Annotated in this window: 24 protein-coding genes; 14 read left to right on the plus strand and 10 right to left on the minus strand. The window is 71.8% G+C overall.

Going from position 1 to position 26634, the window contains the following annotated elements:
• The first annotated feature begins 141 nt into the window (after window positions 1-141).
• A complete protein-coding gene (locus tag ACZ4WQ_RS29335) occupies window positions 142-1848 on the plus strand; it encodes a threonine/serine exporter family protein (protein ID WP_468022552.1) in 1707 nt (568 codons plus the stop codon).
• 121 nt (window positions 1849-1969) lie between these two features.
• Here the strand turns inward: ACZ4WQ_RS29335 and ACZ4WQ_RS29340 are convergent, their stop codons facing one another.
• The gene (locus tag ACZ4WQ_RS29340) at window positions 1970-2464 is read right to left on the minus strand and encodes an inorganic diphosphatase (RefSeq protein ID WP_014178498.1); all 495 of its coding nucleotides are present in this window, start codon (window positions 2462-2464) and stop codon (window positions 1970-1972) included.
• Window positions 2465-2550: 86 nt separating this feature from the next.
• Here ACZ4WQ_RS29340 and dacB point away from each other — a divergent pair, with 86 nt between their 5' ends.
• From dacB to folE, 6 genes are all read left to right on the plus strand, one after another.
• A complete protein-coding gene (gene dacB, locus ACZ4WQ_RS29345) occupies window positions 2551-4131 on the plus strand; it encodes a D-alanyl-D-alanine carboxypeptidase/D-alanyl-D-alanine endopeptidase (protein ID WP_468022553.1) in 1581 nt (526 codons plus the stop codon).
• A gap of 48 nt (window positions 4132-4179) precedes the next feature.
• On the plus strand, window positions 4180-5313 hold the full coding sequence (locus tag ACZ4WQ_RS29350) for a zinc-dependent metalloprotease (RefSeq protein WP_311727140.1): 1134 nt from the start codon (window positions 4180-4182) through the stop codon (window positions 5311-5313).
• A 276-nt stretch (window positions 5314-5589) separates the two neighbouring features.
• The gene (tilS, locus tag ACZ4WQ_RS29355) at window positions 5590-6744 is read left to right on the plus strand and encodes a tRNA lysidine(34) synthetase TilS (RefSeq protein ID WP_398376629.1); all 1155 of its coding nucleotides are present in this window, start codon (window positions 5590-5592) and stop codon (window positions 6742-6744) included.
• A 60-nt stretch (window positions 6745-6804) separates the two neighbouring features.
• The gene (hpt, locus tag ACZ4WQ_RS29360) at window positions 6805-7344 is read left to right on the plus strand and encodes a hypoxanthine phosphoribosyltransferase (RefSeq protein ID WP_311727226.1); all 540 of its coding nucleotides are present in this window, start codon (window positions 6805-6807) and stop codon (window positions 7342-7344) included.
• A 255-nt stretch (window positions 7345-7599) separates the two neighbouring features.
• Entirely contained in the window at window positions 7600-9636 is a 2037-nt protein-coding gene (ftsH, locus tag ACZ4WQ_RS29365; protein WP_311727142.1) for an ATP-dependent zinc metalloprotease FtsH, read from the plus strand.
• Window positions 9637-9819: 183 nt separating this feature from the next.
• Window positions 9820-10425, plus strand: a complete 606-nt coding sequence (gene folE, locus ACZ4WQ_RS29370; protein WP_311727143.1) for a GTP cyclohydrolase I FolE — start codon at window positions 9820-9822, stop codon at window positions 10423-10425.
• A 26-nt stretch (window positions 10426-10451) separates the two neighbouring features.
• Here the strand turns inward: folE and ACZ4WQ_RS29375 are convergent, their stop codons facing one another.
• The 6 genes from ACZ4WQ_RS29375 to ACZ4WQ_RS29400 form a co-directional block, all read right to left on the minus strand.
• Window positions 10452-10946: a DUF3180 domain-containing protein gene (locus ACZ4WQ_RS29375; protein ID WP_311727227.1), complete on the minus strand. Its 495-nt coding sequence runs from the start codon at window positions 10944-10946 to the stop codon at window positions 10452-10454.
• 74 nt (window positions 10947-11020) lie between these two features.
• Window positions 11021-11614 carry a 2-amino-4-hydroxy-6-hydroxymethyldihydropteridine diphosphokinase gene (gene folK, locus ACZ4WQ_RS29380; RefSeq protein WP_311727228.1) on the minus strand — a complete coding sequence of 198 codons (594 nt, stop codon included), beginning with the start codon at window positions 11612-11614 and terminating at the stop codon, window positions 11021-11023.
• Complete coding sequence (gene folB, locus ACZ4WQ_RS29385) at window positions 11614-11973, minus strand: dihydroneopterin aldolase (RefSeq protein ID WP_398376631.1); 360 nt, start codon at window positions 11971-11973, stop codon at window positions 11614-11616. The genes folK and folB overlap by 1 nt, the downstream gene beginning before the upstream one ends.
• A 253-nt stretch (window positions 11974-12226) precedes the next feature.
• A complete protein-coding gene (locus ACZ4WQ_RS29390; protein WP_358843847.1) occupies window positions 12227-12730 on the minus strand; it encodes a nuclear transport factor 2 family protein in 504 nt (167 codons plus the stop codon).
• Window positions 12727-13602, minus strand: coding sequence for a dihydropteroate synthase (gene folP / locus ACZ4WQ_RS29395; RefSeq protein WP_311727146.1), 876 nt, complete (start codon window positions 13600-13602; stop codon window positions 12727-12729). The genes ACZ4WQ_RS29390 and folP overlap by 4 nt, the downstream gene beginning before the upstream one ends.
• 52 nt (window positions 13603-13654) lie before the next feature.
• The gene (locus tag ACZ4WQ_RS29400) at window positions 13655-15490 is read right to left on the minus strand and encodes a phosphatidylglycerol lysyltransferase domain-containing protein (RefSeq protein WP_311727147.1); all 1836 of its coding nucleotides are present in this window, start codon (window positions 15488-15490) and stop codon (window positions 13655-13657) included.
• A gap of 139 nt (window positions 15491-15629) precedes the next feature.
• On the opposite strand from ACZ4WQ_RS29400, the gene ACZ4WQ_RS29405 reads away from it, so the two are divergent.
• The gene (locus ACZ4WQ_RS29405) at window positions 15630-16763 is read left to right on the plus strand and encodes an alpha/beta hydrolase (RefSeq protein ID WP_358843846.1); all 1134 of its coding nucleotides are present in this window, start codon (window positions 15630-15632) and stop codon (window positions 16761-16763) included.
• A gap of 52 nt (window positions 16764-16815) precedes the next feature.
• Here the strand turns inward: ACZ4WQ_RS29405 and ACZ4WQ_RS29410 are convergent, their stop codons facing one another.
• Window positions 16816-17979: a betaine/proline/choline family ABC transporter ATP-binding protein gene (locus ACZ4WQ_RS29410; protein ID WP_398376634.1), complete on the minus strand. Its 1164-nt coding sequence runs from the start codon at window positions 17977-17979 to the stop codon at window positions 16816-16818.
• 121 nt (window positions 17980-18100) lie between these two features.
• Here ACZ4WQ_RS29410 and ACZ4WQ_RS29415 point away from each other — a divergent pair, with 121 nt between their 5' ends.
• The 4 genes from ACZ4WQ_RS29415 (at window position 18101) to ACZ4WQ_RS29430 (ending at window position 22137) form a co-directional block, all read left to right on the plus strand.
• Window positions 18101-18847, plus strand: coding sequence for an ABC transporter permease (locus ACZ4WQ_RS29415; protein ID WP_358843845.1), 747 nt, complete (start codon window positions 18101-18103; stop codon window positions 18845-18847).
• Complete coding sequence (locus tag ACZ4WQ_RS29420; RefSeq protein WP_398376635.1) at window positions 18847-19602, plus strand: ABC transporter permease; 756 nt, start codon at window positions 18847-18849, stop codon at window positions 19600-19602. Before ACZ4WQ_RS29415 ends, ACZ4WQ_RS29420 begins: the two co-directional genes overlap by 1 nt.
• 130 nt (window positions 19603-19732) lie before the next feature.
• On the plus strand, window positions 19733-20665 hold the full coding sequence (locus ACZ4WQ_RS29425; protein ID WP_311727152.1) for an ABC transporter substrate-binding protein: 933 nt from the start codon (window positions 19733-19735) through the stop codon (window positions 20663-20665).
• Between the two features lie 308 nt (window positions 20666-20973).
• Entirely contained in the window at window positions 20974-22137 is a 1164-nt protein-coding gene (locus ACZ4WQ_RS29430; RefSeq protein ID WP_398376637.1) for a hypothetical protein, read from the plus strand.
• A 22-nt stretch (window positions 22138-22159) separates the two neighbouring features.
• Here the strand turns inward: ACZ4WQ_RS29430 and ACZ4WQ_RS29435 are convergent, their stop codons facing one another.
• Together ACZ4WQ_RS29435 and ACZ4WQ_RS29440 are read right to left on the minus strand one after the other, a co-directional pair.
• Complete coding sequence (locus tag ACZ4WQ_RS29435; protein ID WP_398376638.1) at window positions 22160-23302, minus strand: NADH-quinone oxidoreductase subunit D; 1143 nt, start codon at window positions 23300-23302, stop codon at window positions 22160-22162.
• Between the two features lie 28 nt (window positions 23303-23330).
• Entirely contained in the window at window positions 23331-24449 is a 1119-nt protein-coding gene (locus ACZ4WQ_RS29440) for an SAM-dependent methyltransferase (RefSeq protein ID WP_398376639.1), read from the minus strand.
• Window positions 24450-24559: 110 nt separating this feature from the next.
• Between ACZ4WQ_RS29440 and ACZ4WQ_RS29445 the strand changes: the two genes are divergently transcribed.
• On the plus strand, window positions 24560-25759 hold the full coding sequence (locus ACZ4WQ_RS29445) for a sensor histidine kinase (RefSeq protein ID WP_311727157.1): 1200 nt from the start codon (window positions 24560-24562) through the stop codon (window positions 25757-25759).
• 152 nt (window positions 25760-25911) lie between these two features.
• A complete protein-coding gene (locus ACZ4WQ_RS29450; RefSeq protein WP_311727158.1) occupies window positions 25912-26610 on the plus strand; it encodes a response regulator transcription factor in 699 nt (232 codons plus the stop codon).
• The last annotated feature ends 24 nt before the right edge of the window (window positions 26611-26634 follow it).

The raw sequence follows: 26634 nt of genomic DNA on the forward strand, positions 1-26634 counted from the left end.
CCAGCGGCTCCAGCCCCCACAGCTCCCACAGCCCCCACCTTCGGATGGCGGCCACCGACCCGCACAATGGGCACGGTGGCCGCCATGGTGCATGGTGGCCGGGGTACATCTGGCACAGAGGCGGGTGAGGAGCGAGGAGACGTGGGGTCCGAACGACAGCGCGGGCAGCGCGGTGTGAGCGTGCCGGAAGCGGAGGCGGCGGGAAGCCGCAAGCCGCAGTCGGACGAGGCGCACAGCGCCTTCACCCCGCCGCTCGGGGTGCCGCTGCCGCCCCCGCCCGAGGACGACCACCCCACCTCCGAGTTCGCCGTCCCCGAGGGGCTGACCGCCGAACCCGCCACCGACTCCGAGGGCTCGGCCTTCGTACCGCCCGCCGGGGTCAGGACGGGCCCGCAGGGCGGCCAGGGCGCGAACCTCCCGGCGTTCACCCCGCCGGGCGGCATCCCTGTCGTCCAGCTCGCCAAGGAAGGCCCCTGGCAGGACCGCATGCGCACCATGCTGCGCATGCCGCTCAGCGAGCGCCCGGCCCCCGAGCGCCAGGAGCGGCAGGACGAGGCGGGGCCCGCGGTGCCGCGCGTGCTGGACCTGATCCTGCGCATCGGCGAGCTGCTGCTCGCGGGTGGCGAGGGGGCCGAGGACGTCGAGGCGGCGATGTTCGGCGTGGCGCACGCGTACGGGCTCGACCGCTGCGAGCCGACCGTCACCTTCACCCTGCTCTCGGTCAGCTACCAGCCCTCGCTCGTCGACGACCCGGTCACCGCCAGCCGGACCGTACGCCGCCGGGGCACCGACTACACCCGGCTGTCCGCCGTCTTCCGCCTGGTCGACGACATCACCTCCGGCGAGGACTTCACTCTGGAGGAGGCCTACCGCCGCCTCGCCGAGATACGCCGCAACCGCCACCCCTACCCCGGGTGGGCGCTCACCGTGGCGGGCGGCGCGCTGGCCGGCGCGGCGAGCATGCTGGTCGGCGGCGACTGGCCGGTCTTCTTCGCGGCGGCGGTCGGGGCGATGCTCGGCGACCGGCTGGCCTGGCTGGCCTCGGGGCGCGGGCTGCCGGAGTTCTACCAGTTCGTGGCCGCGGCGATGCCGCCCGCCGCGATGGGCGTCGCGCTCAGCCTGGCCGGGGTGGGGCTCCAGGCCTCCGCGGTGATCACCGGCGGGCTGTTCGCGCTGATCCCGGGGCGGGCGCTGGTGGCGGGCGTCCAGGACGGGCTGACCGGCTACTACATCACCGCCGCGGCCCGGCTCCTGGAGGTCGGCTATCTGATCGTCGGGATCGTGTGCGGCGTGCTGACCGTGCTCTACGGGGGGCTCCAGCTGAACGCGAAGCTCAACCCGGAGGCGGCGCTGCGGCAGGTCGACCGGCCGGTGACGCAGATCGTCGCGGCGATGCTGCTCGCGCTGACCTTCTCCATCCTGCTCCAGCAGGAACGTCACACCGTGCTGTTCGCGACCCTCAACGGCGGGGTGGCCTGGGTCGTGTACGGGGCGCTGCACAACACCGCGAACGTCCCGGCGGTGGCCGCCACGACCGTCGCGGCCGGGCTGGTCGGCCTCTTCGGCCAGCTGCTGTCCCGCTACCGCTACGCGTCCGCGCTGCCGTACGTCACGGCGGCCATCGGGCCGCTGCTGCCCGGTAGCGCCACGTACTTCGGCCTGCTCGCGCTCGCCCAGGGCAATCTGGACCGGGGCATCGCCCATCTGACCCAGGCGGCGGCGCTGGCCCTGGCCATCGCCATCGGGGTGAACCTGGGCAACGAGGCCGCGCGCCTGTTCCTGAAGGCCCCGCGGCCCGAGACCGAGCCCGCGGGCCGCCGCGCCGCCAAGCGCACCCGCGGCTTCTGAGGCCGCCACAAGCCCACACACAGGCCCCCCACACAGCACAGGACAGCACAAAGGGCGGGCCGGAAAACCCGGCCCGCCCTCCGTCAAAGCTCAGCTCATCAAAGCGCGGTCACGAGCACGCTCAGTGCGCGCCGCCCGCCGCCTCCAGGCGCTTGACGGAGGCCTCGACCTCGGCCTCGGCCTCGGCGCGGCCCACCCAGTTGGCCCCCTCCACCGACTTGCCCGGCTCAAGGTCCTTGTAGACCTCGAAGAAATGCTGGATCTCCAGGCGGTCGAACTCCGAAACGTGGTGAATGTCACGCAGGTGCTCGACACGCGGGTCCGACGCGGGCACGCACAGCAGCTTGTCGTCGCCGCCCGCCTCGTCCGTCATCCGGAACATGCCGATCGCACGGCACTTGATCAGACAGCCGGGGAAGGTCGGCTCGTCCAGAATGACCAGCGCGTCCAGCGGGTCGCCGTCCTCGCCGAGGGTGTTCTCCACAAAGCCGTAATCAGCCGGGTAGCTGGTCGAAGTGAAGAGTCGACGGTCGAGACGAATGCGCCCCGTCTCGTGGTCCACCTCGTACTTGTTGCGCGAACCCTTCGGGATCTCGATGGTGACGTCGAACTCCACGGGTGGCTCCTCCATGATCAACACATACGTCTGGTGATTAAGTGTCCCCCACGCAGGTGTGTGGTGGCGAAAGGGGCTGGTCCGACGTGCCTGAAGCCAGATCGTGGCAGGTCAGGTGGTGGCAGAGCCAGTGGCAGAACGCCACGGGCCGGTGGCGGAGCGCCACGGTGGAGCAGCGGCGTACGTGGCGACTGTCGGCTGTCTCCGCCTTTGTCGGCCTGGTGGTGGCGGTCGCTTCGGTGCTCGCGGCCGGGCCGTGGGACAACGGGCAGCGTAAGGCCGAGCGGGCCCGCGCCGCCGGGAGTCCGGGCACAGGTGGCGAGCGTCACGGCGGCGACGACGCGCGGTCGGCGCCCGGCGCCGCGCCGGTGCTGGCCCCCCTGGGCACGGCCGCCGTCGCGCCCTCCCCGGACAGCGGCGACGACGCGGTCCCGGCGCCCACCCAGGCGGGCCTGGCCGACGCGCTGGAGCCGCTCTTGGACGAAAACGGCGCCGACGGCGCGCTGGGCCGTACGGGTTCGGTGTCCGTCGTGGACGCGGCGACCGGGCGGCAGGTGTACGGGGCGCGGGCGGACGCCAAGGCCGTGCCCGCCTCGATCATCAAGCTGGCGACCGGCATCGCGGCGCTCTCCGCCCTCGGGCCCGACCACCGCATCAAGACCACCGTCGTCGTCCCCGAGGGCGGTGGGAAGGGCAAGGACAAGGACCGCATCGTGCTGGTCGGCGGCGGCGACCCCACCCTCACCGCCCGCCCCGCCAAGGGCCCCGACGCCCCGGCCAGCCTGCGCAAGCTGGCCGACAAGACGGCATCCGCGCTCAAGAAGAGCGGCACCGACAGTGTCCGGCTCGGCTACGACACGTCCCTCTACTCCGGGCCCGTCCTGCATCCGATCGGCCCCAACGAGAACATCTCGCCGGTCACCCCGCTCATGGTCGACGAGGGCCGCCTGGACGACAGCGACCACGGCCCGGCCCCCCGCTCCCACGACCCCGCCGCCGACGCGGCGGAGGAGTTCGCCACGATGCTGCGCGACCGCGGGATCGCCGTGAAGGGCGAGCCGAGGTCCGTCAAGGCCGCGAAGGACGGGAAGGACGGGAAGGGGGTGCGGCCGCTCGCGACCGTACGCTCCCAGCCGCTGTCCGCCCTGGTCGAGCGGGCGCTGACCAACAGCGACAACGACATCGCCGAGGCCCTCGCCCGGCAGACCGCCGTCGCCGCCGGTGAACCCGCCAGCTTCGACGGCGCGGGGCGGGCCGTCATGGCCCGGCTGAACAAGCTCCGGCTGCCGCTGTCCGGCGCCCGGATCGCCGACGGCAGCGGCCTGGACCGCGCCGACCACGTGTCAGCGGCCCTGCTCGCCCAGGTCCTGGTGCGCGCCGCCGACCCCGACCACCCCGAACTGCGCCCGGTCCTCACCGGCCTGCCCGTGGCCGGCTTCACCGGCACGCTGCGCGGCCGCTACGCACAGGACGCGGTGGGCCGGGGCGTGGTCCGCGCGAAGACCGGGACCCTGACGGGCGTCAACACGCTCGCGGGCGCCGTCGTCGACGCGGACGGCCGCCTTCTGGTCTTCGCGTTCATGACGAACGGAACCACCGACCCCCAGGGGGCACAGCGCGCGCTGGACCGCATGGCGTCCGCACTCGCGAACTGCGGCTGCCGCTGATGCCCTCGTCGCCTCCCGGATGGACCGCGCGCCACGTACCGTGAAGCCATGACGAGCATCGGTGGTGCGGAGATGGTCGACTGGAACCTCGCGGTCGCGACCGCGACCCGGCTGGTGCGGCCGGGCCCCGACGTGAGCCGCGACGAGGCGCGCGCCGTGGTCGCGGAGTTGCGCCGGTACGCCAAGTCGTCGGAGGAGCACGTCCGGGCGTTCACCCGGATGGCCCCGGCGGGCGGACCGGGCTCGGACACCCCGGTTCTCGTCGTGGACCGGGCGGGCTGGATCAAGGCCAATGTGGCGGGCTTCCGCGAGGTGCTCAAGCCGCTGCTGGGCAAGGTGCAGGAGCGGCGCGGGGGGCTGCCGGGCGGGGCCGTGCTCGGCGCGGTCGGCGGCAAGGTGACCGGGGTCGAGCTGGGGATGCTGTTGTCCTTCCTGGCCTCCCGGGTGCTCGGCCAGTACGAGACCTTCGCGCCGCCGAGCCGCGACCTGCCCGCCTCCTCGGGCGGCGGGCGGCTGCTGCTGGTGGCGCCCAACGTGGTGCATGTCGAGCGTGAGCTGGACGTGGCCCCGCACGACTTCCGGCTGTGGGTGTGTCTGCACGAGGAGACGCACCGCACGCAGTTCACCGCGGTGCCCTGGCTGCGGGACCACATCGAGTCCGAGATCCAGGCCTTCCTCGGCGAGACCGAGGTGGACCCGGCCACCCTCCTGGAGCGGTTCCGCGAGGCGGTCCAGTCGCTGGGCGGCGGCCGGCCGGAGGCGGACGGCGACCGGGACGGCAGCACGCCCAGCATCATCGAGCTGGTGCAGACCCCGGCCCAGCGGGAGATCCTCGCCCGGCTGACCGCCGTGATGTCGCTGCTGGAGGGGCACGCGGACTATGTGATGGACGGCGTGGGGCCCGAGGTCGTGCCGTCCGTCGCGGAGATCCGCGAGAAGTTCCAGAAGCGCCGGGCCAGCGGCGCGGGCCGACTGGACCAGGCGCTGCGCAAGCTGCTGGGGCTCGACGCCAAGCTGCGGCAGTACCGGGACGGGGAGCGGTTCGTGCGGGCCGTCGTGGACCAGGTCGGGATGGACGGCTTCAACCGCGTCTGGACCTCCCCGAACACCCTTCCGACCAAGGCGGAGATCAGCAAACCCGAGGACTGGGTCGCGCGCGTGCACCGCAGAACGGAGCTGTAGTCCCGCGCCGGGACGGTGCGGGAAAGAACGGCCCGTGAAAGAAACGGGAAGGCGACGGGAAAAGGGGACGGAGCACCCGCGGCGACGGGCGAACGCACCCTTTGATCATTCGCTTGATCACTCATCCGAAATCACTCGTCCGAGGGACCGTGAGCGACGGGTAGGCGTGCGATGCTCGGGGAACAGCTCGCTTCTGTCACCATCGACGTACTCAGCGTGACGACATCCTCGTAACGGCCCCGAGGCACCCCCTCGAACGACAGATGGGAAACGGACATGGGTCCCCATCCAGCGGTCGCCGCGATACGCCTGGCGGTCCGCCGCGTCCTCCACGACGTACTCGTCGACTTCCCGACCTCGCCGACCTCGCAGCCCGCCCCCGCCCCGGCCTTCGCCGCCGGCGCCGTGCCACTGGTGCTCGTCGCCTGCTCCGGCGGCGCCGACTCCATGGCGCTCGCCTCCGCCCTTGCCTTCGAAGCCCCCAAGCTCGGGGTGCGCGCCGGAGGGGTCACCGTCGACCACGGCCTCCAGACCGGCTCCGATGTGCGCGCCGCCGAGGTCGCCGAGCGGCTGCGCCTGCTCGGCCTGGAGCCGGTCGAGTCCGTCGCCGTGTCCGTCGGCCGGGAAGGCGGCCCCGAGGCCGCCGCCCGTGACGCGCGCTACGCCGCCCTCGACGCCGCCGCCGAGCGCCACGGCGCGGTCGCCGTGCTGCTCGGCCACACCCGCGACGACCAGGCCGAGACGGTCCTGCTGGGGCTGGCCCGCGGCTCCGGCATCCGCTCGCTGTCCGGCATGGCCCAGGTCTCCGGCGCCGGCGGCCGCTACCGCCGCCCCTTCCTGCGGCTCGACCGGCAGACCGCGCGCCGGGCGTGCCTGGCCCAGTCGCTGCCCGTATGGGACGACCCGCACAACGTGGACCCGGCCTACACCCGCTCCCGGGTCCGCCATGAGGCGCTGCCCGTCCTGGAGAAGGCCCTCGGCAAGGGCGTCGTCGAGGCGCTCGCCCGCACCGCCCAGCTCTCGCGCGACGACGCCGACGCCCTCGACGCCTGGGCGGCCCGGGCGGAGGCGGAGGTGCGCACCGATGTGCGGGCCGCCGTACGGGCCGAGGCCGCCCGCCCCGGCCCCGCTCAGCCCGGTGTCGCACAGCCCGCTGCCGCCCGCCCCGATGCCGCGCGCCCCGATGCCGCCGAGCCGGACGCCGTCGAGCTCGACGCCGTCGGGCTGCACGCGCTGCCCCCCGCCGTCCGCCGCCGGGTGCTGCGCCGCGCCGCGATCGCCGCGGGCGCCCCCGCCGGTTCGCTCTTCGCCCGCCACATCGAAGAGGTGGACCGCCTGATCACCGGTTGGCGCGGTCAGCGGGCCCTCAACCTCCCCGGCCGCGTGGAGGTCCGCCGGGAGGGTGGCAGACTGGTCATCCGGCAGGGCTGACGCGCCCAGCCAGTGAAGCCGGTAACCCTAACGAGAGTGGCGCGGGTGGACGACAAGGACATGGGCACCGACCTGAAGTCGGTCCTCATCACCGAGGAAGAGATCAACGCGAAGCTGGCCGAACTGGCCGCGAAGATCGACGCGGAATACGCGGGTAAGGACCTGCTCATCATCGGAGTCCTCAAGGGCGCGGTGATGGTGATGGCGGACCTGGCACGCGCCCTGTCCACCCCGGTCACCATGGACTGGATGGCCGTGTCCTCGTACGGCGCGGGCACCCAGTCCTCCGGCGTGGTCCGCATCCTCAAGGACCTGGACACCGACATCAAGGGCAAGCACGTCCTGATCGTCGAGGACATCATCGACTCCGGTCTGACGCTGTCCTGGCTGCTGTCGAACCTGGGCTCGCGCGAGCCCGCCTCACTGAACGTGTGCACGCTGCTGCGCAAGCCGGAGGCGGCCAAGGTCGCCATCGATGTGAAATGGGTCGGATTCGACATCCCCAACGAGTTCGTCGTCGGCTATGGCCTGGACTACGCCGAGAAGTACCGCAACCTGCCCTTCGTCGGCACGCTCGCCCCGCACGTCTACGGCGGATGACCCCTTCCGGGGCCTCTGGGAACCTGGCGCGGTTTCCCGCCGTTGGAGCAGGGGAAGGCGGATTTGTTAACAGTCCACGGCGGCGTCGGGTGACAATGCTGGGGTACCGTCCGAAGGTCAGTCTTTTTTGAGACTGAGGATTACACAGCTCATACACCGCAAATACACCGCAATACACCGCACGCACAGGCCGCCCCTCCAGGGCTGCCGTGCCTCACTGTGGCAGGAGGGACGGGGCGGAATCGCCCCGTATGGATGGACGTGAAGCGCTACTTCCGTGGGCCGGTCATGTGGATCGTGCTGGCCGTCCTCGCCGTGGTCGTGTTGATGCAGGTCGTCGGCTCGTCCGGCGGCTACAAGTCGGTGGACACCAGCCAGGTCGTCAAGGCGATCAACAGGAACCAGGTCCAGTCCGCCGAGCTGACGACCGGCGACGAGCACAAGATCAAGATCGAGCTCAAGGACAACGTCGCCAAGATCTCGGGCAGCAGCAAGCTCCAGGCCACCTACATCGGTGACCAGGGCCTCGACATCGCCCGGACCTTGCAGGCCAATGCCCAGAAGCAGGGCGGGATCCCGGACGGTTACAACGTCTCGACCTCGAAGCAGAACCCGTTCGTCGGGATTCTGCTGTCGCTGCTCCCGTTCGTGCTGATCGTCGTGGTCTTCCTGTTCCTGATGAATCAGATGCAGGGCGGCGGCTCCCGGGTGATGAACTTCGGCAAGTCGAAGGCCAAGCTGATCACCAAGGACACCCCGAAGACGACGTTCGCGGACGTGGCCGGGGCGGACGAGGCGGTCGAGGAGCTCCATGAGATCAAGGAGTTCCTCCAGGAGCCGGCGAAGTTCCAGGCCGTGGGTGCCAAGATCCCCAAGGGCGTGCTGCTGTACGGCCCGCCCGGCACCGGCAAGACACTGCTCGCGCGCGCCGTCGCGGGCGAGGCGGGTGTCCCCTTCTACTCGATCTCCGGCTCCGACTTCGTCGAGATGTTCGTGGGTGTGGGTGCTTCCCGCGTCCGCGACCTGTTCGAGCAGGCCAAGGCCAACGCCCCGGCGATCGTCTTCGTCGACGAGATCGACGCCGTCGGCCGCCATCGCGGCGCCGGCATGGGCGGCGGTCACGACGAGCGCGAGCAGACACTGAACCAGCTGCTGGTCGAGATGGACGGCTTCGATGTGAAGGGCGGCGTCATCCTGATCGCCGCCACCAACCGGCCCGACATCCTGGACCCGGCGCTGCTGCGCCCGGGCCGCTTCGACCGGCAGATCGCCGTCGACCGTCCGGACATGCAGGGCCGTCTGGAGATCCTCAAGGTTCACCAGAAGGGCAAGCCGGTCGCGCCGGACGTCGACCTCTCCGCCGTCGCCCGCCGCACCCCCGGGTTCACCGGTGCCGATCTGTCCAATGTGCTGAACGAGGCCGCTCTGCTGACGGCCCGCAGCGACAAGAAGCTGATCGACAACCACTTCCTGGACGAGGCGATCGACCGCGTCGTGGCCGGCCCGCAGAAGCGGACCCGGATCATGAGCGAGAAGGAGAAGAAGATCACCGCGTACCACGAGGGCGGTCACGCCCTGGTCGCGGCGGCTTCTCCGAACAGCGACCCGGTGCACAAGGTCACCATCCTCTCCCGCGGCCGGGCCCTGGGTTACACCATGGTCCTGCCGGACGAGGACAAGTACTCGACCACGCGCAACGAGATGCTCGACCAGCTCGCCTACATGATGGGCGGCCGCGCCGCTGAGGAGCTCGTCTTCCACGACCCGACCACGGGCGCGTCCAACGACATCGAGAAGGCGACGGCCACGGCCCGCGCGATGGTCACGCAGTACGGCATGACCGAGCGGCTCGGCGCGATCAAGTTCGGCTCCGACAACTCCGAGCCGTTCCTGGGCCGTGAGATGGCTCACCAGCGCGACTACTCCGAAGAGGTCGCCGCGCTGGTCGACGAGGAGGTCAAGAAGCTCATCGAGGCCGCGCACAACGAGGCGTGGGAGATCCTCGTCGAGAACCGCGACGTCCTGGACAACCTGGTCCTGGCGCTGCTGGAGAAGGAGACGCTCAACAAGGAGCAGATCGCCGAGATCTTCGCCCCGATCGTCAAGCGCCCGGCCCGCCCGGCCTGGACCGGCTCCTCGCGGCGTACGCCCTCCACCCGGCCGCCGGTGCTCTCCCCTCGGGAGCTCGCCCCGGCCAATGGCACCCAGCCCCCGGCGGCGGCCGGCCTCGCGAAGGCCACCGCCCCCGAGGACAGTGCGGAGCGCCCGGAAGAGGCCGGACCCGAGAGCTGATCCTCCCGGCCGCCCGGGGCCCCGGCCCCGGCGGCCCGGAGTGGGCCTCATCGGTCCATACCGGCCCGGAATGTATGCCGCGTTCCCCAGGTTTTAGCCTGGGGGGCGCGGCATCCGCCGTTTTTCAGGTTCCAGGTTCCTGGTTTTCTGGTTTTCCGTGCGCATGAGGAACGAGGCAGCTCCATGACCGACCCCATTTCGCTGGACGGCCAGGGCCCCGTCGGCGTCTTCGACGAGAAGCGCGCCGAGCAGGCGGTCCGTGAGTTGCTCATCGCCGTCGGCGAGGACCCGGACCGGGAGGGGCTGCGGGAGACGCCGGGGCGGGTCGCCCGCGCGTACCGGGAGATATTCGCCGGGCTGTGGCAGAAGCCCGAGGAGGTCCTGACCACGACCTTCGACCTGGGCCATGACGAGATGGTGCTGGTGAAGGACATCGAGGTGATGTCCTCCTGCGAGCACCACCTGGTGCCCTTCGTCGGCGTCGCCCACGTCGGCTATATCCCGTCCAACGACGGCAAGATCACCGGGCTGTCCAAGCTGGCCCGGCTCGTCGATGTCTTCGCCCGCCGCCCGCAGGTCCAGGAGCGGCTGACCACACAGATCGCCGACTCGCTGATGCGGATTCTGGAGCCGCGCGGAGTGATCGTGGTGGTGGAGTGCGAGCACATGTGCATGACCATGCGCGGGGTGCGCAAGCCGGGCGCCAAGACGCTCACCTCGGCCGTGCGCGGCCAGCTGCGCGACCCGGCCACCCGCGCCGAGGCGATGAGTCTCATCATGGCGCGCTAGGCCCAGCCGGCGCCCTGGGGCGCGGCTCAGGCCCGGGCGGCCGCGCCCGGGCCGTTTCCGGTGTCGTCGTCCTCGGGCAGCTTGCAGACCCGCTCCAGGAAGAACGCGGCGGCCACCACGGCCGCCCCCGCCAGCACCGAGGCGCCCGCGTAGATCGCCTGGTCCTTGCGGGCGGGCACGTCGAACTGCTCCATCAGGAGAAAGACCCCGACGCCGCCGTACATCCCCGAGACCAGCGCCGCCACCAGCGCGCTCGCCTGGCCGAAGACCAACGCCCGGGCGGCCACCAGCGGGTCGACGCCCTTGGCGCCGGGCCGGCGCTCGCGCTGGGCGCGCAGCCGCGACCGCAGGGACAGGGCGGTCGCGGTCAGCACGACCGCGATCAGGGCCAGCACGATCGGCGCGGCCACCGGCACGCTCGGCAGCGAACCCAGCGTGTCCCAGAGCCGGGAGCCCGCCCATGACACCACGCCGGCCGCGGCGAACAGCCCGACCAGGACCCTGATCCGAAGTTGCCTCACCGAGCGGTCGCCCCTCAAGTCGTACGTGGACGCGACGTCGTACGCCATCGCGCCGGAATCTACGGGATCAACGTCTATTCGGGGAGCCGCAGTTCCAGGTCCGCCCGCGGCTGTACGCCCTCCCGGCCCACCTGGGCCAGCAGCCCCGAGACCGCCCCGAGCCCCGGGACCTCGGCCGCCGGGTCCACATCGTGCCAGGGGACGAGCACAAAGGCGCGCTCGTGGGCGCGGGGGTGCGGCAGGGTGAGCACCGGGTCGTCGGAGATCACGTCCTGGTACGTGACGATGTCCACGTCCAGCGTCCGGGGACCCCAGCGCTCGTCGCGCACCCGCTCGAAGGCCTCCTCGATGGCGTGTCCCCGCTCCAGCAGCGAGGAGGGCGGCAGCGTGGTCTTGATCAGCACCACCGCGTTGAAATACGACGGCTGGGCGCCGGGGTCCACGCCCCACGGCTCGGTCTCGTACACCGGGGAGACCGCCTTGACCCGCAGGCCCGGGGTGTCCTCCAGCGCGTCGATCGCGCCCTGGAGGGTCTCCAGGCGGTTGCCCAGATTGCTGCCGAGCCCGATCACCGCCCATTTGGGGTTCGACAACGTCACATCGGCCGCGTCCACCCGCTCCACGACGGAGGCCGGTACGGGCTGCACGGTCGGGTCGCTGCTGCTCATCATGGACGGCTCCGGGTGATGGTGATGGTCACGTCGTCGAAGGGCACGGTGATCGGGGCCTCCGGCTTGTGCACCACGACCTCGACCTCCTGAACCAGCTCGTGCTTGAGGCACCGCTCGGCGATCCGGTCGGCGAGGGTCTCGATCAGGGCGACCGGCTCCCCCTCCACCACCGCCACGACCTCTTCGGCCACCTCGCCGTAGTGGACGGTCCTGGTCAGGTCGTCGGTGGCCGCGGCGGGCCGGGTGTCCAGGGCGAGCACCAGGTCCACGACGAAGGTCTGGCCCTCCTCGCGCTCATGGGGGAAAACCCCGTGATGCCCGCGGGCCTTCAGGCCGCGCAGCGCGACACGATCCACCCGAATCACTCCTGCTGTCGTCGGTCGGGGTGCGTCCGATCTGCCTGGAACGCACCACCTGTCCCCCGCCGTCGGCGGGGGCACCTCCTTCGAATCTACCTGCGAGCAAGGACAGCACTCGCTCACGGGGGGCCGTGGCGCGCGCTCCCCGAGCCCCCGCGCGAGTTCCCCCTACCCGTCCATGCCGCACCTCGAACGAGCGCACCACTGGCGGGTGAGCCGAAAAAACCGGTGAGGCGAAAAAGGGGTGAACTCAGGGCAGAAGTCGGTCCGGGCCGCCGTCCAGGCCGTCGTCCGGGCCCTCGGCGTCGGCCGCGGCATCGTTCTCGTCGCGCTCCGCCAGCACCGGCGATCCGTGGTGCGCCCACACCTTCCAGCCGTCCCCGGTCCTCCGGAAGACGTTCGTGGCCACCACCAGCTGCCCCACCAGCGGGCCCAGCTGGCCCTCCTCCTCCGCCGGGGCACCGCTGAGGATGTTCTCCGTGCAGGTCACCATCGCGGTGTCGGCCATGACCGACACCTCCACATCCGTCAGAAAGAACTGGATGTAGTCGGTGTTCGCCATGATCAGCGCGTAGGAACGGAGCACCTCGCCGCGCCCGCGCAGCACCGGCCAGCCCGGGTGCACACAGGAGACCTCGGTGGCCGGATCGTCGAGCCACAGCCGCGACATCGCCCCGTGGTCGCCCTGCTCCATGGCCTCGTACAGCGCGGTGTTGGCGAGTGCCACCCGCTCGCTGTCGGTCAGGGAAGTCACACCGCTCCCGCCGTGTCCGCCGCCTCGATGGCCCGGGCCACGCGCACCGCGTCGGCGCTCGCGTGCACCTCGTGCACCCGCACCGCCCACGCGCCCTCCCGCGCCGCGATCGCCGAGACGGCCGCCGTCGCCGCGTCCCGCTCCCGGGCGGGGGGCGGGCTGCCGCCGTCCCTGGCCAGTACGCGCCCCAGGAACCGCTTCCGCGAGGCCGCCACCAGCAGCGGCCGCCCCAGCTCCCGCAGCGCGCCCAGCCGGGCGACGAGCGCGAGGTCGTGCTCGGCGTCCTTCGCGAAGCCGAGGCCGGGGTCGATCACGATCCGCTCCGGGTCGATGCCGCCGGCCACCGCCCGCTCCAGGCTCGCCCGCAGCTCCGCGACGACCTCGCCGACCACGTCGCCGTAGACCGCGCGGTTGTTCATGTCGATCGACTGGCCGCGCCAGTGCATCACCACGAAGGGCACCCGGGCGGCGGCCACCACAGGGATCATCGCCGGGTCGGCGCCGCCCCCGCTCACGTCGTTGACCAGCCGCGCCCCGGCCTCGACCGCCCGCTCGGCGACCGAGGCCCGCATGGTGTCCACGCTCACCACCAGCCCCGCGGCGGCCAGCTCGCGCACCACCGGGACGACCCGCCGCAGCTCCTCGGCCTCGTCGACGCGGGGCGCGCCCGGGCGGGTCGACTCGCCGCCGACGTCCACCAGGTCCGCTCCGGCCGCGGCCAGCTCCAGACCGTGCTTGACGGCCAGCTCGGTGTCGAACCACTGACCGCCGTCCGAGAACGAGTCGGGCGTGACGTTGACCACGCCCATCACCGCGCACCGGTCCCACTCCGGCAGTCCGGCCACCCGCCCCCGTCCACGCAACGTCCTCATGCACCCCAGACTAGGCGTACCCGGACCAGCCGCCTCGCCCGCCCGGGGCGCGTCACGCGGCCTGCTCCAGGTGGCCGTGCGCGGTGGCCCCGGACTGGTGCGCGCAGGGCCTCGGCTCGGCGCGCCGCCCGCGGCGCAGCAGCCGGGGCAGGGCCAGCGACACAAAGCCCTCGGCCTGCATCGCCGCCAGGCCGATGCGCGGCAGGTCGCGCGTATGGCGGAAGACCACGAAGCGCGGCTCCCAGCGCGGCTGGAACTTGGCGTTGAACTTGTACAGCGACTCGATCTGGAACCAGCGCGACAGGAACACCAGCAGCGCCCGCCAGCCGCGCAGCACCGGGCCCGCGCCCAGCTTCTCGCCGCGCGCCAGCGCCGAGCGGAACATCGCGAAGTTCAGCGACACCCGGGTGACCCCGAGCCCCCCGGCGGCCTGGAGCGAGGCCACGATCAGCAGCTCGTTCATGCCCGGGTCGGCGCTGCGGTCGCGCCGCATGAGGTCCAGCGACATCCCGTCCCGGCCCCATGGCACGAAGTGCAGCACGGCTTTGAGGTCCCCGTACGGGCCGGGCGCGGCGCCCTCCTCGGGGGCCTTGTGGGCGGTCGCGATGACCGAGTCCCCGTCCGCCGGGTCGCCGATCCGGCCCAGCGCCATGGAGAAGCCGCGCTCGGTGTCGGTGCCCCGCCAGTCCGCGGCGGCCTTCCGGATGGCCGCCAGCTCCTCCTCGCTCAGATCGGCGGCGCGCCGTACCCGGGTCTCGTATCCGGCCCGCTCGATGCGCTTGACCATCTGGCGGACGTTGCGCATGGCGCGTCCGGACAGGGTGAAGTCCGCGACGTCCACGATCGCCTCGTCGCCCAGCTCCAGCGCGTCGAGACCGGTCTCCCGCGTCCACACCTCGCCGCCGGTCTCGCTGCACCCCATGACCGCCGGCGTCCAGGAGTGGGCCCGCGCCTCCTCCATGAAGCGGGCGATGGCGCCCGGCCAGGCCTCCACGTCGCCGACCGGGTCGCCGCTGGCGAGCATCACACCGGAGACGACGCGGTAGCAGACCGCGGCCTTGCCGCTCGGCGAGAAGACGACGCCCTTGTCGCGGCGGAGCGCGAAGTGGCCCAGCGAGTCGCGGCGCCCGTGCGCGGCGAGCAGTTCGCGCAGCCGCTCCTCGTCCTGGGCGGTCAGCCGGGCGGCGGGGTGCTCGGGGCGGAAGGCGAGGTAGGCGGTGGTGGCGACGGTCAGCAGGCCGAGCGCGCCGAGGGAGTAGCCGACGGTGTAGTCCGCGCCGTCCCGGTAGCCGACGGGCCCCTCGAAGCCGATCAGCCCCCACAGCACATGGTCCAGCTGCTGGCCGAACGACGGCCGGCCCACCACGTCGTCGGGGTCCGCACGTACGATCAGCAGACCGATCCCGACGCTCACCGCGCCCAGCACCACGAAGTTGGCCAGCGCCATCCAGCGGCTGCGCGGGTCAGGCAGCGCCGCGAACTCCTTCCGGTAGCGGATCATGACGCCCAGGAGCACCAGCGAGAGCACCGTCCCGCATATCGAGTGGCGGTACAGCAGCTGGGCGGCCGCGCCGACGGGCAGCAGACCCACGGCGGCGACCCAGGCGCGTCGCTTGCGGCGCTTCAGGCCGTGGGCCAGCATCAGCAGGAGCAGGCCGACCACGATGGACGCGGCGGCGGCCAGCGAGCTCACCGCACCCGGCAGTACGTCGGCGAGGGCGTGCACCCTGCTGTAGCGGATGCGTGGGAAGACGATGTTCAGCAGCCCGATCAGCGTGCAGGCGGTGCCGACCGCGGTCGGCACCGCCTCCGGCCGGGGTCCGCGCGGCCGCCTCCGCGGACGGGAGGCAACCCTTCCGGACTTTTCGGCATCTTGACTGTCAGACATCCGCTTTCCCGTCGCTCCGGTCAGGAGAACCGTCTCTCTGACGCAGCATCTGGACATTTTGCGCCTAGCAAGACGGCGATTGACCGGGCGGGGTTCCATCGCGGCACGGGGGAGCCGGCCGCCCGGCAGAAAGATAGTGATGGGTCTTACGAGCAACAACGTCGTGATGCTGTCGGTCGTCGCGTCGGTGCTGCTGTTCGGCACCACGGTATGGCTCTGGCCCCGGCTCGCCCGGCGCGGAGTGGCCCCGGTCTTCGGCCGGATCGGCATACTGCTGGTCACCCAGGTGTCGCTGTTCGCCGCGCTCGGCCTGTTCGCCAACCAGTCCTTCGGCTTCTACGGCTCCTGGTCGGACCTGTTCGGCACCGAGACCACGCCGGGCGTGGTGGTCAACCACGACGCCGCGGGCAACACCCGGGTGCAGGTCACCGACATACGGAAGATGAACATCACCGGAAACTCCTCGCCGGCCGTCGCGGGGCGGATCGAGAAGGTCACCATCAAGGGGCCGCAGTCCGGGCTGGGCAGCCAGGCGTATGTCTATCTGCCGCCGGAGTACTTCCGGCCGGAGTACTCCAGACGTGACTTCCCGGCCACGCTGGTGCTGACCGGGTACCCCGGCACCACCGAGGCACTCATCAACGGGCTGAAATACCCTCAGAACGCTCATAAGCTGGTCAAAGACGGCAGGATGCAGCCGATGGTCCTGGTGATGCTGCGTCCGACCGTCGCCCCGCCGCGCGACACCGAGTGCATGGACGTGCCGGGCGGCCCGCAGACCGAGACATTCTTCACCCAGGACGTGCCGACCGCGGTGGAGGGCCACTACCGGGTGGGCAAGCGCGCCCGCAACTGGGGCGTCATCGGGAATTCCACCGGCGGCTACTGCGCGTTGAAGATGGCCATGCGCCACCCGGAGACCTTCTCCGCCGCGGCCGGGCTCTCCCCCTCGTACAAGTCCCCGATCGACGCGACCACCGGCGATCTGTTCGGCGGCAGCAAGCGGCTGGAACGGGAGAACGACCTGATGTGGCGGCTGGACCACCTGCCCGCCCCGCCGGTGTCCCTGCTGGTCTCCAGCAGCGAGCACGGTGAGAAGAACTACAACGACACCGTGAAGTTCATCGAGAAGGTCAAGGAGGTCAACGGGCGGGGCGAGCCCACCAGGATCTCCTCCATCATCCTGAAGAGCGGCGGCCACAACTTCAACACCTGGAAGCGCGAGGTGCCCAGCGCGCTGGAGTGGCTGGGCGGCCGGCTCAGCGACCGCTGAGCCACGCCGGCGTCACCCCCGCGTCACCCGCCCGCCGGGCCGCCGCGCCCGCTCACGCGTCGGCGACCGTCTGAAGCTCCACCTCCGCCCGGGCGATACCGCCCGCGTCGGCGTCGATCGAGCGGCGCAGCGCCTCATGGAGGCGGGCGGGGGTGAGCACCCCGAGGAAGCGGTCGTCGTCGAGGACCGCTATCCAGCCCGCGTCGTGCTGAAGCATCGTGCTGAACGCCTGCTTGAGCGAGGAGCCGACCGGAAGCCACGCCTCCATGCGGCGGGCGTGGTTCCGTACGGTCCCGGGCGCACCCGGCTTCTCCGCCGCGTCCGCCGGGATCCAGCCGTGCAGCCGGTCCTCGTCGTCCAGGACGACGGCCCAGCGCGCCCCCTCGCCCGACAGCCGGGCGGCGGCCTTGGCCAGCGGGTCGTCCAGGTGGACCACCGGGGGCTGTTCGAGGTCGCCCGGCTCGATCGGCGTCACGGACAGCCGCTTGAGGCCGCGGTCCGCGCCGACGAAGTCCGCGACGTACGGCGTGGCGGGCGCGCCCAGCACCGAAGCGGGCGTGTCGAACTGCTCGATCCGCCCCGCCCCGTACACCGCGATGCGGTCGCCGAGCCGGACCGCCTCCTCGATGTCGTGGGTCACCAGCAGCACCGTCTTGCGCACCTGGGACTGAAGCCGCAGAAACTCGCTCTGGAGCCGCTCGCGCACCACCGGGTCCACGGCCCCGAACGGCTCGTCCATCAGCAGCACCGGCGGGTCGGCTGCCAGCGCCCGGGCCACGCCGACCCGCTGGCGCTGGCCGCCGGAGAGCTGGTCGGGGTAGCGGTCGCCGTAGACGGACGGGTCGAGGCCGACCAGGTCGAGGAGTTCGGCGGCGCGGTCCCGGCCCTTCTTGCGCTGCCAGCCCAGCAGCGCCGGGACGGTGGCGGTGTTCTCCAGCACGGTCTTGTGCGGGAAGAGGCCGACCTGCTGGATGACATAGCCGATGCGGCGCCGCAGCTTCACCGGGTCGACCGCGGCGATGTCCTCGCCGTCCAGGAAGATCCGGCCCGAGGTCGGCTCGATGAGGCGGTTGACCATCTTCATGGTCGTGGTCTTGCCGCAGCCCGAGGGTCCGACGAGCGTGACCAGCTCGCCTTCCGCGACCTCGAAGGACAGATCGTCCACGGCCGTCGTGCCGTCGGCGTAGCGCTTGGTGACGTTCTCGAAGCGGATCACGCCCCCCATTGTGGCCGCATTCCGGGTTTGAATTGTTGCTGTTGTGTGGCGAGCCGACGAGATTGTCGGTGCCCGGGGTTAGGGTCGCCAGGTCACCGGAAACTGACGGGGAGGTGACCGTGTGGCCGGGCAGAGCTGCCTGATCAGCAACGACTGGATCTGCGGGGAATATGTACGGACGCGAAGTCAGGAGCTGACGGACGCGACGGTCCAGCATGTGTGGATCACGGTGGCGTCGGTCGCCATCGGTTTCGTGGTCGCCTTTCCACTGGCGCTGCTGGCCCGCAGATGGCGGTCCGTGGCGGGCCCGGTGCTGGGGCTGACGACGATTCTCTATACGGTGCCCTCGCTGGCGATGTTCTCCCTGCTGCTGCCCTTCTTCGGGATCTCGGCCGCGGTGGTGATCACCGGCCTGGTGCTCTACTCGCTCACGATCCTGGTGCGCAACATCATGGCCGGTCTCGCCTCGGTGCCCGAGGAGGCCCGCGAGGCGGCCCGCGGCATGGGCTACGGCCCGGTGCGTCTGCTGCTCGGCGTGGAGCTGCCGCTCGCGCTGCCCGCCCTGATGGCGGGCCTGCGGATCACCACGGTCTCGACCATCTCGCTCACCACGGTCGGCGCGATCGTCGGCTATGGCGGCCTCGGCAATCTCATCTACGAGGGCATGCAGAGCTTCTTCAAGGCCCAGGTGCTCACCGCGTCGGTGCTGTGCGTGGCCCTGGCGGTCGCGGCGGATGTGCTGCTGCTCGCCCTCCAGCGGCTGCTGACGCCCTGGGCGCGGGGCGGGGCGAAGAAAACGCGCAAACAGGCGCGGAAGCAGGGGCGGAAGAGCGGGCCTGAGGCGCGGCAGAAGGCGAGGACGGCCTGATGGGGGTCATCGGCGAGGCCTGGTCGTGGCTGGCCACCGGGTCGCACTGGTCGGGAGTCGACGGCGTCTGGCACCGGCTCGGCCAGCATCTGTATCTCACCTTCGTCTGTCTGGCGATCTCGTGCGCGATCGCGCTGCCGGTGGCCGTCGTGCTCGGTCACATCGGCAAGGGCGGCGCCCTTGCGGTCAACATCTCCAACGCGGGCCGTGCGGTGCCCACCTTCGCGGTCCTGGTCCTGCTGCTGCTCAGCCCGCTGGGCACACACGGCGACTGGCCCACCGTCATAGCGCTGGTGCTGTTCGCCATCCCGCCGCTGCTCACCAACGCCTACGTGGGGATGCGCGAGGCGGACCGCGAGGTCGTCGAGGCGGCGCGCGGCATGGGGATGACGGGCGGCCAGTTGGTCGCCCGGGTCGAGCTGCCGCTCGCCTTCCCGATGATCATGACCGGGGTGCGCTCGGCGGCCGTGCAGGTGGTGGCCACCGCGACGCTCGCGGCGCTGCCCGGCGGCGGCGGGCTCGGCCGGATCATCACGGCGGGCTTCCGGGTCACCGACACCGCCCAGGTGGTGGCCGGGGCGGTGCTGGTCGCGGCCCTCGCGCTGACGGTCGAGGGCGTGTTCGTCGGCCTTCAGTGGCTGCTGGACCCGATGCGCCGCAGGCGCGGCCGGGTAGCGGCCGCGGAGCCGCGCCCGCCCGCGGGCCAGGTGTCGAAGACGCCGGCGCTGACCGGCGCGGCCGGCCCGCCGTCGTGAGCGGGCACCCGGCCCACCGCGATGTTCACCGCGATGTTCACGGCGATGTCCGCGGAGATGTGGGCGCGCTGAATATTCGTGACGTCTCATGCCGTCGCATGTCATCTATGGATATGGATAGGGAATCCCAATGAGCAAGATCTTCCGAGTGGCCGGGGCCGCCGCGACCGTCGCGGCGCTGGCGGCCGGCCTCACCGCGTGCGGCGGCGACAGCCTGGAGAAGAAGAGCGAGGACTCGGTGGTGGTCGGGTCGGCCGGCTTCACCGAGTCGAAGATCCTGGCGGCGCTGTACGTGGGGCTGCTGGAGGACGCCGGCTATAAGACGTCGATCAAGACCCTCGCCACCCGCGAACTGTACGAACCCGCTCTGGAGAAGGGCGAGATCGATGTCGTGCCGGAGTACGCGGCCACCATGGCCGAATATCTGAATCTGAAGAAGGACAAGAATGCCAAGCCCGTCGCCTCCCCGGACGTCGACGCCACTGTGAAGGCGCTCCGCGAACTCGCCGAGCCCCGCGGACTGAAGGTGCTCGAGGCCGGCGAGGCCGTCGATCAGAACGCCTTCGCGGTGCGCAAGGACTTCGCTTCGGAGCACGGCCTCAAGACGCTCTCCGACCTCGGAAAGTCCAAGCAGAAGATCAAGTTGGCGGCGGGCGACGAATGCCCCAAGCGCCCCTTCTGCCAGCCCGGCCTGGAGAAGACGTACGGGATAGACATCACCGGCATCGACTCTCTGGATATCGGCAGCGTCCAGGCCAAGCAGGCGGTCAAGGACGGCAAGGACCAGATGGTGCTGACCACGACCACGGACGCCACCCTCGGCCAGTTCGGCCTCGTCCTGCTGGAGGACGACAAGAAACTCCAGAATGCCGACAACGTCCTGCCCGTCGTGAATGCGAAGTCCGCGGGCTCGAAGAAGATCGCTGACGCGCTCAACAAGCTCAACAAGGTGCTGACCACCGCTGATCTCACCGAACTCAACAAGAAGGTGGACGCGGAGCGGCTCAAGGCGTCCGACGTCGCCGAGGACTACCTGAAGGAGAAGGGACTCGTGAAGGGCTAGTCCCGTGAAGGACTGGTGAAACACGGGACGCGGATGGGGTATTGGCGGGGCCCGGCGGGCACTTCTCGGGCCTATCGGCGGCGGTTCGATGGCGGAACCGTGGCGGATCCATCTCGGATCCATCACAGATCGGCCCGGAATTTGGCGGGGCGGGGCCCCATGTGAGCCGCCCGCACGGTAAGTTTCGGCCCATGCCACGTGGACGCCACCGCCATTCCCCACCGCTGCACAGGCTACTTCCCGCTACGTCGGTCGCAGCAGCGTCAATAGCGTGTGCCGCCGGTGCCTGGCTGGTCGGCGATACGGTCGTGATCCGTGGCCTTGCCGCGACCGCGGCCGCCGCCGCGGTGGTCGGCGCCATCCTGATGCGCAGTTGGGACCGCGCTGCCGGGCGGCGGGTCGCCGAGGTCGCGAGCGAGAGCGCGCGGCAGGAGCTGAAGTACGAGGACCGGATCGCCGAACTCGAGGCGGCCGCCGAGAAGAACACCGAGCTCCAGACCGCGCTCAACAGCAAGCTGCGCACCAAGCGGGCCGAGCTGGCCCGGCTGCGCAATGAGCACGCCGCGCTGCTGCGCCGCTACGCCACGGCCGAGACAGAGCGGGCCAGGGCCCTGGAGGGCCGCCGTCGGCTGGAGCTGGAGGCCGCGGCCCCGGCCAAGGAGCTGGAGGCCATGCCGCCGGTCTCCGAGGCCCCGGCCATCGGCGCCCCGGTGGGCGATGCCCCGACCGCCGAGGCCTATGCGCGGGCCGATGAGGCGATGCGTCACCTGCTGCACAATGCGCGCAGGCAGCGCGAGGAGCGCGAGGAGCGGGAAGAGCGCGAAGAACGCGAGGAGCGTGAGAAGCGCGAGGAGCGGGGGCGGGTGCCGCGCCAGCCGCGGGCCGAGGACCGGTTGACCGAGGACGGACCGGCTGATGACCGGCCGACCGAGGACCGTCCGGCCGCGGCGCCCGTAGCGCAGGAACTGCCCGCCGAGGAGCCCGCGGTCGAGGACCGGCCTGCCGGGGAGCATCCGGCCGGTGAGCACCCGGCCGGTGAGTACCCGGCCGGTGAGCCCCGGCCCCACGCCCGTACGGCGGCCTCCGCGGTCGTGCCGTACGCCGCCGCGCGGCGGGCCGCCTCCCGCTCGGAGGGCGGCTTCGACTACTTCGGCACGCAGAAGAAGCAGCAGCCCAAGAAGCGGCAGCCGGAGCCCGTCGGGCCCGCCGCCGAGTCGCCCGCGCCGGCCGAGGCCGCCCCCGAGCCCGTCGAGCCGGAGCCCGCCAAGGCCGTTGAGCCCACCGAGCCGGCCAAGGCCGCCAAGCCTGCCGGGCGCCCGGAGGCGGCGTCGGACGAGGATCTCGCCGACGTGATCGGCGCGGAGACCCTCGCGGAGGCCGGGAAGAGCGAGGTCGGCGAGGTCATCGACCTGACCGCGCACGACGAGGACGAGCACATCGACATCCCCGAGCTGCGCAGCGCGATCTCGTAGGGCCGCGCCGACTCCTCGCCGATTATTTGTCGATGTCGCCGACGACGAAGAAGAGCGAGCCGAGGATGGCCACCATGTCGGCCACCAGCGTGCCCGGCAGCAGCTCGGTCAGCGCCTGGATGTTGTTGTACGACGCCGACCGCAGCTTCAGCCGGTACGGCGTCTTCTCGCCCTTCGAGACCAGGTAGTAGCCGTTGAGGCCCAGCGGGTTCTCGGTCCAGGCGTAGGTGTGGCCCTCGGGCGCCTTGAGCACCTTGGGCAGCCGCTGGTTGATCGGTCCCGGCGGGAGCTCGGCGATCCGGTCCAGGCAGGCGTCCGCCAGGTCGAGGGAGTTGTGCGTCTGCTCCAGCAGGCACTCGAAGCGCGCCAGGCAGTCGCCCTCCTCGCGGACGACGACCTTCAGGGTGTCCCCCAGCTCTCCGTACGCCAGATACGGCTCGTCGCGCCGCAGGTCGAAGTCGACGCCCGAGGCGCGGGCGATGGGCCCGCTGACCCCGTAGGCGTGCACCGTCTCGCGCGCCAGCGCGCCCACCCCGCGGGTGCGCCCCCGGAAGATCTCGTTGCCGAGCACCAGCTGGTCGTACACGTCCATGCGCGAGCGGACCTCGGCCACCGCCTGGCGCGCCCGGCCGAGCCAGCCCGCGGGCAGGTCCTCCTTGAGGCCGCCGACCCGGTTGAACATGTAGTGCATCCGGCCGCCGGAGACCTCCTCCATGACGTGCTGAAGGTCCTCGCGCTCGCGGAACGCGTAGAAGATCGGGGTGATGCCGCCCAGCTCCAGGGGGTACGAGCCCAGGAACATCAGGTGGTTGAGCACCCGGTTCAGCTCGGCCAGCAGGGTGCGCGTCCACACCGCGCGCTCCGGCACCTCCATGCCCAGCATCCGCTCGACGGCGAGGACGACGCCCAGCTCGTTGGAGAAGGCGGAGAGCCAGTCGTGACGGTTGGCGAGCATGATGATCTGGCGGTAGTCCCGCGCCTCGAACAGCTTCTCCGCGCCGCGGTGCATATACCCGATCACCGGCTCGACGTGCTGGATCCGCTCCCCGTCCAGGACGAGCCGCAGCCGCAGCACGCCGTGGGTGGACGGGTGCTGCGGGCCGATGTTGAGCACCATGTCGGTGCTCTCCGCGGCACCGCCGATGCCGACTGTCGTCTCCGTCATGGGCCCAGTCTCTCAGCCCCGCCGTCTCTCAGTCCTGGTCGCCCGGCCCCGGCAGCCCGCCGCACGCCGCGACCGTCGGCTGGAGCAGCCAGGTGAACCCGCCGAGGCCCGCCGGGTCCAGCAGCTCCGCCGCCTCGCCCGCCCCGCTCAGCGCGCGGACGTACGCCGCCGGGTCGCTCGACGCCAGGGCGAGCGGCGGCCGCCGCCCGTCGACCCCGAGGGCGCGCAGCGCGTCGCGCTGGGGGAGGGCCACAGGGTCGAGCGCGGAATCCGCGAGCGGGGAATCCCCGAGCGCGCGATGTGCTGCCGCACCCCGCAGGGCGGACGCGCCCGCCGCCGCGCACGCGTCGAGCGCCACATGGGAGGTCAGATCGCAGGAGCCGTCCGGCACGGGCCTCACCTCACGCCCCTCGCGGAAGCCGGCCAGCGTCCCGAACAGGGGCCGCGCCCCGCGCTCATGCGCGTAGTCGACGGCGACCGCGAGCCCCGACCGCACGGCCCGCACCGCCTCCGCCCACGCCTCGTCCCGCGGCCGGCCGATCTCCGCCCGCAGCCCCGGCTCGTGCCCCGCGGGCGGCCACCAGCGGGCCAGCCAGTCCGCGTCCGCGCCGCCGACCGGCCCGCTCAGCCGTTCCGCGCCGTCCTCGGGCGAGACCAGGACCCGCCGCCAGGCGCCGTCCGCGTCGGTCTCGGCGACGTCGACGGGGACGTTGTCGAGCCATTCGTTGGCGAAGAGGAGGCCGTCGACGCCGCCGGGCGGCAGTTCACCGAGGTCCCCGAGCCAGCCGATCCGGGGGTCGAGGCCGGGCGGGCGCGGCGCGCGCTCCACTGCGTAAGGGCGCAGCCGCTCGCCGAGCCGGGGGCCGGGCCGGGCGGGCAGGTCCGCCACGCACCCGAGCACGCCGGTCAGCAGCTCGCCCCGCCCCGCGCCCATGTCCACCAGGGCCAGCTCGTCCGGGTGGCCCAGCGCCCGGTCCACCCGGCCCAGCAGCTCGGCGACCGCCCTCGCGTACCGATGCGAGGCATGCACCGATGTGCGGAAATGCCCGGCCGGCCCTTCCGCGCGCCGGAAGAACCCTTCCGGACCGTAGAGTGCGTGTTCGGTGGCGGCACGCCACCCCAGCCAATTCCGCGTCTCGCTCGCCACAGGACCACGCTAAACGGAGCCGGTATCCACCTTGGGTCGTAGGGAGGCGACTCACGGATCGCCCGTCCGGCTGACCTCCGGACGTGTCCACCATGCCTACGCTGGGTGACGTGCAGCGCCTCTATGACTTTCTCCGCAGGCACCCGACAGGGGTGGACGGCTTCTGGGCCGTCATCCTCTTCGGCTTCTCGCTCGTGTGGATCGTCAAGGCGCCCATGCATCCCGTACCGCGCGTCGTGGCCGTGCCGGTCGTCTTCGCGCTGTGCTCCGCCGTCGCGCTGCGCCGCCGCGCCCCGGAGAAGGTGCTGATCCTCGTCATCGGGTGCGGGCTGCTCCAGGTCGCGCTCGATGTGGCGGTGAACCCCTCGGACTTCGCGATGCTGGTCGTCGCGTACACGGTGGCGGTTGAAGGCGATCGCCGGGCGTCCCGCTTCGCGCTGATCGCCGCCCTGGTCGCGCCGGTCATCGCCGCCATCCGCTGGCCGGGCCCGGAGCAGCGGACCTTGCTCGGCGGGGTCATCGCCATGGTCTTCTCCGTCATTCCGTTCCTCCTGGCCTGGGTGCTCGGCGACTCCATCCGCACGCGCCGCGCCTACTACGCCCAGCTGGAGGAGCGCGCCGCGCGCCTGGAGAAGGAGCGCGAGGCGCAGGCGAAGGTGGCGGTCGCCGCCGAGCGGGCGCGGATCGCGCGCGAGCTGCACGATGTCGTGGCCCACAACGTGTCGGTGATGGTGGTCCAGGCCGACGGCGCCGCGTATGTCATGGACGCCGCCCCCGACCAGGCCAGGCAGGCCCTGGAGACGATCTCCGGCACCGGCCGCCAGGCGCTCGCCGAGATGCGGCGGCTGCTGGGCGTGCTGCGCTCGGGGGCGCCGAGCGACGACAGCGACTATGTGCCGCAGCCCGACGTGGAACAGATAGACGACCTCGTGGAGCAGGTGCGCGGCGCCGGCCTGCCGGTGGACTTCAAGATCGTGGGCAGCCCGCGCCCGCTGCCCAGCGGCGTCGAGCTGACCGCCTACCGCATCGTGCAGGAAGCGCTCACCAACACCCGTAAGCACGGCGGCCCGGACGTCGGGGCCAGCGTGCGGCTGACCTACTTCGACGACGGGCTCGGCCTCCTCGTCGAGGACGACGGGCGGGGTGCGCGGCACGAGACGTACAAGGACGGCGGGGCGGACGGCCAGGGGCACGGCCTGATCGGGATGCGGGAGCGGGTCGGCATGGTGGGGGGCACCCTCGACGCGGGCCCCCGGCCGGGCGGCGGCTTCCGGATCAGCGCCCTGCTGCCGCTCAAGCCGACGGGCTGAGCGGCACGGCCGTCCGGTCCGGTCGGCCCAGTCAGTACTGTCACGCTCGCGGTGAGCGTTCACCGAGACGCCGTTCACGAAGTAGCCGCTCACCGAAAGCCCGCTCACCGAGACCCGCTCGCTGAGGGAACCAAGGGAAGGGACCCGACCGGATGTCCATCCGCGTCATGCTCGTCGACGACCAAGCGCTGCTGCGCGCCGGCTTCCGGATGGTGCTCGCGGCCCAGCCCGACATGGAGGTCGTCGCCGAGGCGGGCGACGGCGCGGAGGCCCTGGAGGCGCTGCGCACCGCCGAGGTGGACGTCGTCCTCATGGACGTCCGGATGCCCAGGCTCGACGGGGTGGAGGCGACCCGCCGGATCTGCGCGCAGCCGGACGCGCCCAAGGTGCTCATCCTGACCACCTTCGACCTCGACGAGTACGCCTTCTCGGCCCTCAAGGCCGGGGCGGGCGGCTTCATGCTCAAGGATGTGCCGCCCGGTGAGCTGCTCGCCGCGATCCGCGCCGTGCACAGCGGTGACGCGGTCGTCGCCCCCAGCACCACTCGCCGTCTGCTGGACCGCTTCGCGCCGATGCTGCCGGGCGCGGGCGGCAACGGGCCCGGCGGCTCGGCCCGCCCGGAGCTGGAGCGGCTGACCGACCGCGAGCGGGAGGTCATGCTGCTGGTCGCGCAGGGGCTGTCGAACGGCGAGATAGCGGCGCGCCTGGTGCTCTCCGAGGCGACCGTCAAGACGCATGTGGGCCGCATCCTCACCAAGCTGGAGCTGCGCGACCGGGTGCAGGTGGTGGTGCTGGCGTACGAGTCGGGGCTGGTACGGGCCCAGGGCCCGGGCGGCGGCCCCCGGCTCTGACGCCCGGCTGTCGGGTGGGCGCCG

It is taken from the genome of Streptomyces sp. NPDC028305 (assembly GCF_055569495.1).

Coding starts and splice junctions, on each gene's coding strand:
- ACZ4WQ_RS29435 (WP_398376638.1), bottom strand. CDS start 23,302: ATGACGGAGACGACAGTCGGCATCGGCGGTGCCGCGGAGAGCACCGAC.
- ACZ4WQ_RS29350 (WP_311727140.1), top strand. CDS start 4,180: ATGACGAGCATCGGTGGTGCGGAGATGGTCGACTGGAACCTCGCGGTC.
- ftsH (WP_311727142.1), top strand. CDS start 7,600: ATGGACGTGAAGCGCTACTTCCGTGGGCCGGTCATGTGGATCGTGCTG.
- ACZ4WQ_RS29425 (WP_311727152.1), top strand. CDS start 19,733: ATGAGCAAGATCTTCCGAGTGGCCGGGGCCGCCGCGACCGTCGCGGCG.
- folK (WP_311727228.1), bottom strand. CDS start 11,614: ATGAGCAGCAGCGACCCGACCGTGCAGCCCGTACCGGCCTCCGTCGTG.
- ACZ4WQ_RS29420 (WP_398376635.1), top strand. CDS start 18,847: ATGGGGGTCATCGGCGAGGCCTGGTCGTGGCTGGCCACCGGGTCGCAC.
- hpt (WP_311727226.1), top strand. CDS start 6,805: ATGGGCACCGACCTGAAGTCGGTCCTCATCACCGAGGAAGAGATCAAC.
- ACZ4WQ_RS29450 (WP_311727158.1), top strand. CDS start 25,912: ATGTCCATCCGCGTCATGCTCGTCGACGACCAAGCGCTGCTGCGCGCC.
- ACZ4WQ_RS29405 (WP_358843846.1), top strand. CDS start 15,630: ATGGGTCTTACGAGCAACAACGTCGTGATGCTGTCGGTCGTCGCGTCG.
- ACZ4WQ_RS29400 (WP_311727147.1), bottom strand. CDS start 15,490: ATGTCTGACAGTCAAGATGCCGAAAAGTCCGGAAGGGTTGCCTCCCGT.
- folE (WP_311727143.1), top strand. CDS start 9,820: ATGACCGACCCCATTTCGCTGGACGGCCAGGGCCCCGTCGGCGTCTTC.
- tilS (WP_398376629.1), top strand. CDS start 5,590: ATGGGTCCCCATCCAGCGGTCGCCGCGATACGCCTGGCGGTCCGCCGC.
- folP (WP_311727146.1), bottom strand. CDS start 13,602: ATGAGGACGTTGCGTGGACGGGGGCGGGTGGCCGGACTGCCGGAGTGG.